The following is a 5,932-nucleotide window of genomic DNA, read 5'->3' on the forward strand; positions in this document are numbered from 1 at the left end:
ATGGATAATTTGGCCTTTGACATCGTACTCTCGGTACTCTGACCACCCCGAACGTCTCGTTCGCGGCAGCGCGACAGGAATTGGGAACAACCGGCGCCCGATGCCGAAGTTCCGTCAACGAAACGTGGATTCCGGAGCGTTATTTCAACGGTAGCAACATGGCAGGGTTGTCCCTTGCGCCACGTCAAGAAGCTACTGCCCCGTCGCGGTTTGGGCGGGTTCGCCGTCAACCGTTTTGTCTGGTTTGTCACGCAAACTCGCGGCCGTTGGCATCGGGAATGACTCCCTGCGCTCCTCTGGACGCACTGGGGCGGCCGGTCTGCCATGTTCACGGCGCTGGGAGAGCGGCCGAAGGCGCCTCCTGAGCCTCACATTTTGTTGTTCAGTCCGAACCTCCGCTGGCCTCATTGATTGTGGAGCCTGACACCCAGCAGGGCGCGCCGGATGGGCGTGCGGCTGAGGGAGCAGAGGGATGAGTCATGCGCGTGCGAGCTGTGATCCTTAATCTGGCGATGTTCAGCGGCATCATTGGGGCGCCTCTGTCGTCGGCATTGGCGGACGAGAACCGCGGCACGATGGAGCAGCAGATGGCCTGCACGCCGGACGTATGGCGGCTGTGCGGCGATCGGATTCCCGATGTCGACCGGATCGTTGCTTGCCTGAAGCAAAACGTGCCGCAGCTTTCAGACGGCTGTCGTGCTGTGTTTCAGACCGACGACAGTGACAGCGCGGCGGCGCAGAACTCGTCCCGGCAGCGAACGCAGCGCAGTCGGGTGGCGCGGCCGCGGCCCGACTACGACAATGATGATCAGTAGTTGAGACTGCGCTCAGGGTCGGTGCTCGCCATCGACCCACTCGGCCCATGGCAATTCGGCAAGCCGCGAGGGGGGCGGCGTGTAGCGCACTGGGAGCCGAACCCGCAGCCGGACCACGATGCCGAGCGCCTTCACGACGCATCGCAACAGATCGGCAGCGGCATCGCGGCAATTTCGGGCGCCTTCTCGGTGACGAATGTGTGGACCGATTCCAGACTCATATTGAGGGCTCTCGCGAGGTCACCAGTGCGGGCAGTTCCGACAGCGATCGGATGCGACAATCCGGCGCGACGCCGAGTTCATCCATCTGTGTGCGCAGCAACTTGAACATCGTGAGCGGTGGCAGCCGTTCGTTCTCGACGCAGGCTAGCGCCATCGCCTCCGGCGTGACCCGCTCGATCCAGGCGACGTTGAGCCCGAAGGCCTTGGCACCACAGGCGTCCCACGGGTTCGAGGAGACGAACAGTACGTCGCGCGGGGCGACGCCGAGCTTCGTTTCGATCAGCGCATAGGCTTGTGGGCTCGGCTTGAAGATCTTGTTGGCGTCGACGCTGACGGTCGCGTCGAGCACCGGGTCGAGGCCGCTGTTTCTCACCAGCGCCTGCAGCATATCGGGGCTGCCATTGGAGAGGATCGCGAGCTTGCGGCCATTCAGCGCCGCGAGCGCGGCCAACGCATCGGGATAGAGGTCGAGATGGAGATATTTGTCCATGATGCGGCCAAACGGCGCATCCTCGGGAGTGAGTCCCAGCGCCCGCAGGGTATAGGTGAGCGAGTCGCGTGTGACGGTCGCGAAATCGTCGTAGCGGCCCATCAGCGACCGCAGCCAGCTATATTCCAGCTGCTTGATACGCCATATCTGCGTGATGATCCCGCCGTAGCCGGGAAAGGCCTGCTCGGTGACATCGGCCACCGACTGCACATCGTACAGCGTGCCGTAGGCATCGAACACGACGGCTTTGATGGTCATGGCTACACCTCGACGGTCGGCGGCCTGGATGTCAGGCAGCCTGGATGCCAAGAAGCTTAGATGCCAAGAAGCCTAGATGCCAAGCAGCTTGCGCGCATTGGCCTTCAACACTTTTGGCCGGATCTCGTCGCGGATGTCGAGCTTGGAAAAGTCCGACAGCCAGCGATCCGGCGTGATCACCGGCCAGTCGGAGCCGAACAGCATCTTGTCCTGCAGGATGGAGTTGATGTGGCGCACCAGGATCGGCGGGAAATATTTCGGCGACCAGCCGGACAGGTCGATATAGACGTTCGGCTTGTGGGTCGCGACCGACAGCGCCTCTTCCTGCCAGGGGAACGAGGGATGCGCGAGGATGATCTTGAGGTCCGGGAAGTCGGCTGCGACATCGTCCATATACATCGGATTGGAATACTTCAGCCGCATCCCCATGCCGCCGGGCATGCCGCTGCCGACGCCGGTCTGGCCGGTGTGGAACAGCGCGATTGCGCCGCCCTCATTGATGGCTTCATAGAGCGGGTAGGCCAACCGGTCGTTCGGATAAAAACCCTGCATGGTCGGGTGAAACTTGAAACCCCGGACGCCATACTCCTCGATCAGGCGCCTGGCCTCGCGCACGCCGAGCTTGCCCTTGTGCGGATCGATGCTGACGAAAGGGATCAGGACATCGGAATTTTTCGCGGCGATCGCGAGCATCTCGTCGTTATTGTAGCGGCGGAATCCGGTCTCGCGCTCGGCATCGACCGGGAAGATCACGGCGGCGATGTTTTTCGCGCGATAATAGGCCGCGGTCTCCTCCACCGTGGGCGGATGCTTGTTCGGCGACTTGAAATACTCCGCCATCTGGGCCTGGAAGTCGTCATAGCCGTCGTCGGCATGCATGCCGCAGGGCTCTTCGGCATGGGTGTGGATGTCGATTGCGACGACGTCGTCGATGGCGGGCAATTTCACTTTGGGCATCGCATGCTCCCGGCGGCTTTGTTTTTTGGTCTGGCAATTTGATTATATCATATAACAAATTCGGCAAGGCGGCGGATCGAGGCGGCAGGTGGCGGCAAAATTGCCTGAGCCGCGATGGAAAATGAGCCGAAATGGCCCGTTTCTGTTGACATTTGACGGGGCGATGGCCTAGAAACCGCACCAACCCGGGCGGTTTGGCCGCCGGCGGGCAAAAATCCTTTCCGATCATCCGGCCCGTCATCACGGCCTTCGAAAGCAACCAGGATTCCGACGATGAAGGTCCGTAACTCGCTGAAATCGTTGCGTGGACGCCACCGCGCCAACCGCTTGGTCCGCCGTAAGGGCCGGGTTTACGTCATCAACAAGGTCCAGCGCCGGTTCAAGGCGCGGCAGGGTTGAGGTCGGCCGGCTTGCCCGGTCCATTCACAAGCCTTTGACGCTTTTGCTGCTTTGCAAGCACCGCGCTCCGCGTCTAGACTTGAGGCATGGCATTGAAGATCTCCCAGGCGATCCTTATCGCCGTGATGATGACGGGCGCACCGGTAATTGCGTTCGCGCAGGATGACCCGCAGTCGAGCCCGGCGAAGCCGCGCAAATTGCCGGAAGCGCCCTCCAAGCTGCCTAAGGTAGGCGCCGACAAGACCCACGGACTGGATTTTCTGTTTGGAGCGCTGAAGGCAGCCCCCGACGAGGACAGCGCCAAGCACGTCGAGGCGCGGATCTGGGCGCTGTGGCTGCAGACGCCGAGCGATACGGCGGCGCTCCTGATGATGCGTGCCAAGGCTGCAATGGATGCCCAGCAGTCTGACGTGGCGATCAAGCTGCTTGATGCCGTGATCAAGCTACGTCCGGATTATGTCGAAGCCTGGAACCGGCGCGCCACGCTGTATTACCTGAAGAACGATTACGCCCACTCGCTCGCCGATATCGAGCAGGTGCTGATCCGCGAGCCCCGCCATTTCGGTGCGCTCGCAGGGCTTGGCATGATCATGCAGGACATCGGCGACGACAAGCGCGCACTCGATGCCTTCCGAAAGGCGCTCGACATCAATCCGCATCTGGAAAAGGTGCCGGAGATGGTCAAGACCCTGAGCGAAAAGGTCGAAGGCCGCGATATCTGATCGCCGCCACCGATCCCACGCCGATCCATGGCGAGATGGAACTATTCCGCGAACGCGCGGCCAATTGCGTTCGACAGTCCGGCAGGAGCGTCAAACGATACGCCTGCTGCCGCGCGACCAAACAATGCCGTCCGCGGCAACCCGATTACCGCGGGCGACATGCGATTGGTAAACGCCCGACAAACCCATCGCGCACGCCAGGCTGGCATGTCCGATCGCCGGTGCCCGCGCGAAGGCGTATTCCGCCGGCGGGACGACGGAAGGCGGCGAGCGAGTTTAGTGAAGGGCGGCGTTGTTCTTGGTTGGCGCCAGCCCGAACCGCACGGCGACCGCGTAGAGCTGGGCGATCTCGGCCTCGAGATGTTCGTTGACGAGCAGGAGTGCTTTCAACGCGCCGCGCAGGTCACCATCGCAGTTCGCCACGATTTCATCGATCGCGGCTTCGTTCGATCTGAAGCTCATTCCAAAAACCCCTTCCCATTGTCCCTGCGGGAGTACCCTGTCACCCGAACTTCGTTTCCCGTTGAGGCTGTGAACGAGGTCGGGTGGCGGTCGCTTTTTGATGCTCGCCCGACTGCCAGAGAAAGTGCTGACCATGGTTATAAAATGGCCGACGACGACCGTATGACAGCGGTGGGAACATTATCGGAAAACCCTGTTGTATTTCTGCCTCGAAACCGGGTCGAAAGCCTTCCGTAACTGGGGTATGGCAAGGACCCTCCGGAAAATATCAATGATATCAATTGGGGCTGTGGTGGCGTTGGCAATATTGGCGCTCCTCACGCAGGTCGTGGTGGTTGTGCTGGATCGTGCCTATCCACCGCTGGGAGAAGCCGTGACTGTCGCCGGCGCGCGTTTGAATGTGGTCGAACTTGGGCCGCGGAACACAACCGATCCGCCGCTTCTGCTGATCCATGGCGCGAGCTCCAATCTCGAGGTCATGCGTCGGCCGCTCGGCGACCTTTTGGCGCGCAACCATCGGGTGATCCTGATCGACCGGCCGGGACATGGGCGGAGCACGTCGTCCGTCGATGGGGATGCAACGCCTGACATCCAAGCCCGCATGATCGCCGAAGCGCTCGGGAAACTCGGCATCAGCAAGGTTATCCTGGTGGTTCATTCCCTGAGCGGCGCGCTGGGCGCGCGGATGGCGCTGGATTATTCCGAACGCCTCGCGGGACTCGTGATGCTGGCGCCGGTCACGCATCCCTGGCGCGGCGGCGTGGGCTGGTACAACAAGGCGGTCACCACGCCCGGGATCGGTCGGCTGCTCGCCTACACCGTCACGCTTCCGCTCGGCCTGCTGCTGGTCGGGCCCGCGGCCCGCGCGGTCTTCCTGCCGCAGCAGATGCCGGACGGATTTGTCAAAGACACGGCGACGCTGTTGCTGCTGCGTCCGCGCGAATTCCTGGCCAACGCGCGCGACCTCGTCACGCTGAAGGCCGCGGTCGCGGCGCAGGCGCCGCGCTATGCCGAGATCAGCGTGCCGACCACGATCATTTCAGGCGACGTCGACATGACGGTGTCGACCGACATCCATTCGCGTCCGTTCGCGGCCGCTGTATCAGATGCAAGACTGATCGTGTTGAAAGACGTCGGCCACATGGTGCAGAACGTCGCGCCCGATCTCGTGATCTCCGAAATCGATGCCATGATCGGGCGCATTGCAACAGAACGGGCGAGCGCGGCCCGTGCCGCGACGCCGCGTCGTCCCATCGCATGACAAGACCCCGGCGCGGAGGCCGGGGCTTTTCATTCACCTGAAATCGAGGCGGTTATTGCTTCGGCTTGCCGTCGGCGCCGAACTGCGAGATGTAGGCCCACAGATCGTTGGCGTCCTTCTCGTTCTTGATGCCCGCGAAAGTCATCTTGGTGCCGGGAATCTTTGCCTTCGGATCCTTGATGTAGTCGAGGAACTGATCCTTGTTCCAGGTGATCCCCGAGTTCTTGTTGGCCTCGGAATAATTATAGTCCGGCGCCGAGCCCGTTTTGCGGCCGTCGAGGCCGTTGAGCTCGGGGCCGACCTTGTTCTTGGCGCCTTCGCCGATGGAGTGGCAGGGCAGGCACTT

At 62.0% G+C, this 5,932-nt stretch carries 8 protein-coding genes; 4 read left to right on the forward strand and 4 right to left on the reverse strand.

Going from position 1 to position 5,932, the window contains the following annotated elements:
- Positions 1-479: 479 nt before the first annotated feature.
- Positions 480-815, forward strand: coding sequence for a hypothetical protein (locus tag WCB02_RS22030; protein ID WP_423961382.1), 336 nt, complete (start codon positions 480-482; stop codon positions 813-815).
- Positions 816-1,032: 217 nt separating this feature from the next.
- Here the strand turns inward: WCB02_RS22030 and WCB02_RS22035 are convergent, their stop codons facing one another.
- Both WCB02_RS22035 and WCB02_RS22040 read right to left on the reverse strand, forming a co-directional pair.
- Entirely contained in the window at positions 1,033-1,785 is a 753-nt protein-coding gene (locus tag WCB02_RS22035) for a haloacid dehalogenase type II (RefSeq protein WP_423961384.1), read from the reverse strand.
- 72 nt (positions 1,786-1,857) lie between these two features.
- Positions 1,858-2,742 carry an amidohydrolase family protein gene (locus tag WCB02_RS22040; protein WP_423961386.1) on the reverse strand — a complete coding sequence of 295 codons (885 nt, stop codon included), beginning with the start codon at positions 2,740-2,742 and terminating at the stop codon, positions 1,858-1,860.
- Positions 2,743-3,015: 273 nt separating this feature from the next.
- Between WCB02_RS22040 and ykgO the strand changes: the two genes are divergently transcribed.
- A complete protein-coding gene (gene ykgO, locus WCB02_RS22045; protein ID WP_006611362.1) occupies positions 3,016-3,141 on the forward strand; it encodes a type B 50S ribosomal protein L36 in 126 nt (41 codons plus the stop codon).
- 86 nt (positions 3,142-3,227) lie between these two features.
- Positions 3,228-3,863, forward strand: a complete 636-nt coding sequence (locus WCB02_RS22050) for a tetratricopeptide repeat protein (RefSeq protein ID WP_423961394.1) — start codon at positions 3,228-3,230, stop codon at positions 3,861-3,863.
- A gap of 276 nt (positions 3,864-4,139) precedes the next feature.
- On the opposite strand, the gene WCB02_RS22055 is transcribed toward WCB02_RS22050, so the two are convergent.
- Positions 4,140-4,325: a hypothetical protein gene (locus WCB02_RS22055; protein ID WP_423961396.1), complete on the reverse strand. Its 186-nt coding sequence runs from the start codon at positions 4,323-4,325 to the stop codon at positions 4,140-4,142.
- Positions 4,326-4,596: 271 nt separating this feature from the next.
- Here WCB02_RS22055 and WCB02_RS22060 point away from each other — a divergent pair, with 271 nt between their 5' ends.
- Positions 4,597-5,586 (forward strand): alpha/beta fold hydrolase, encoded by a 990-nt coding sequence (locus WCB02_RS22060; protein WP_423961398.1) that lies wholly within the window; start codon positions 4,597-4,599, stop codon positions 5,584-5,586.
- A gap of 52 nt (positions 5,587-5,638) precedes the next feature.
- Here the strand turns inward: WCB02_RS22060 and WCB02_RS22065 are convergent.
- Positions 5,639-5,932, reverse strand: a 294-nt coding sequence (locus WCB02_RS22065) for a c-type cytochrome (RefSeq protein WP_423961400.1), incomplete at its 5' end; no start/stop codon positions are given.

It is taken from the genome of Bradyrhizobium sp., assembly GCF_049581145.1.
Lineage (GTDB): Bacteria > Pseudomonadota > Alphaproteobacteria > Rhizobiales > Xanthobacteraceae > Bradyrhizobium.

What these genes read in the sequence shown, in the direction of transcription:
- WCB02_RS22035 (WP_423961384.1), bottom strand. Translation starts at nt 1,785, where the DNA reads ATGACCATCAAAGCCGTCGTGTTCGATGCCTACGGCACGCTGTACGAT.
- WCB02_RS22030 (WP_423961382.1), top strand. Translation starts at nt 480, where the DNA reads ATGCGCGTGCGAGCTGTGATCCTTAATCTGGCGATGTTCAGCGGCATC.
- WCB02_RS22055 (WP_423961396.1), bottom strand. Translation starts at nt 4,325, where the DNA reads ATGAGCTTCAGATCGAACGAAGCCGCGATCGATGAAATCGTGGCGAAC.
- WCB02_RS22060 (WP_423961398.1), top strand. Translation starts at nt 4,597, where the DNA reads ATGATATCAATTGGGGCTGTGGTGGCGTTGGCAATATTGGCGCTCCTC.
- WCB02_RS22040 (WP_423961386.1), bottom strand. Translation starts at nt 2,742, where the DNA reads ATGCCCAAAGTGAAATTGCCCGCCATCGACGACGTCGTCGCAATCGAC.
- ykgO (WP_006611362.1), top strand. Translation starts at nt 3,016, where the DNA reads ATGAAGGTCCGTAACTCGCTGAAATCGTTGCGTGGACGCCACCGCGCC.
- WCB02_RS22050 (WP_423961394.1), top strand. Translation starts at nt 3,228, where the DNA reads ATGGCATTGAAGATCTCCCAGGCGATCCTTATCGCCGTGATGATGACG.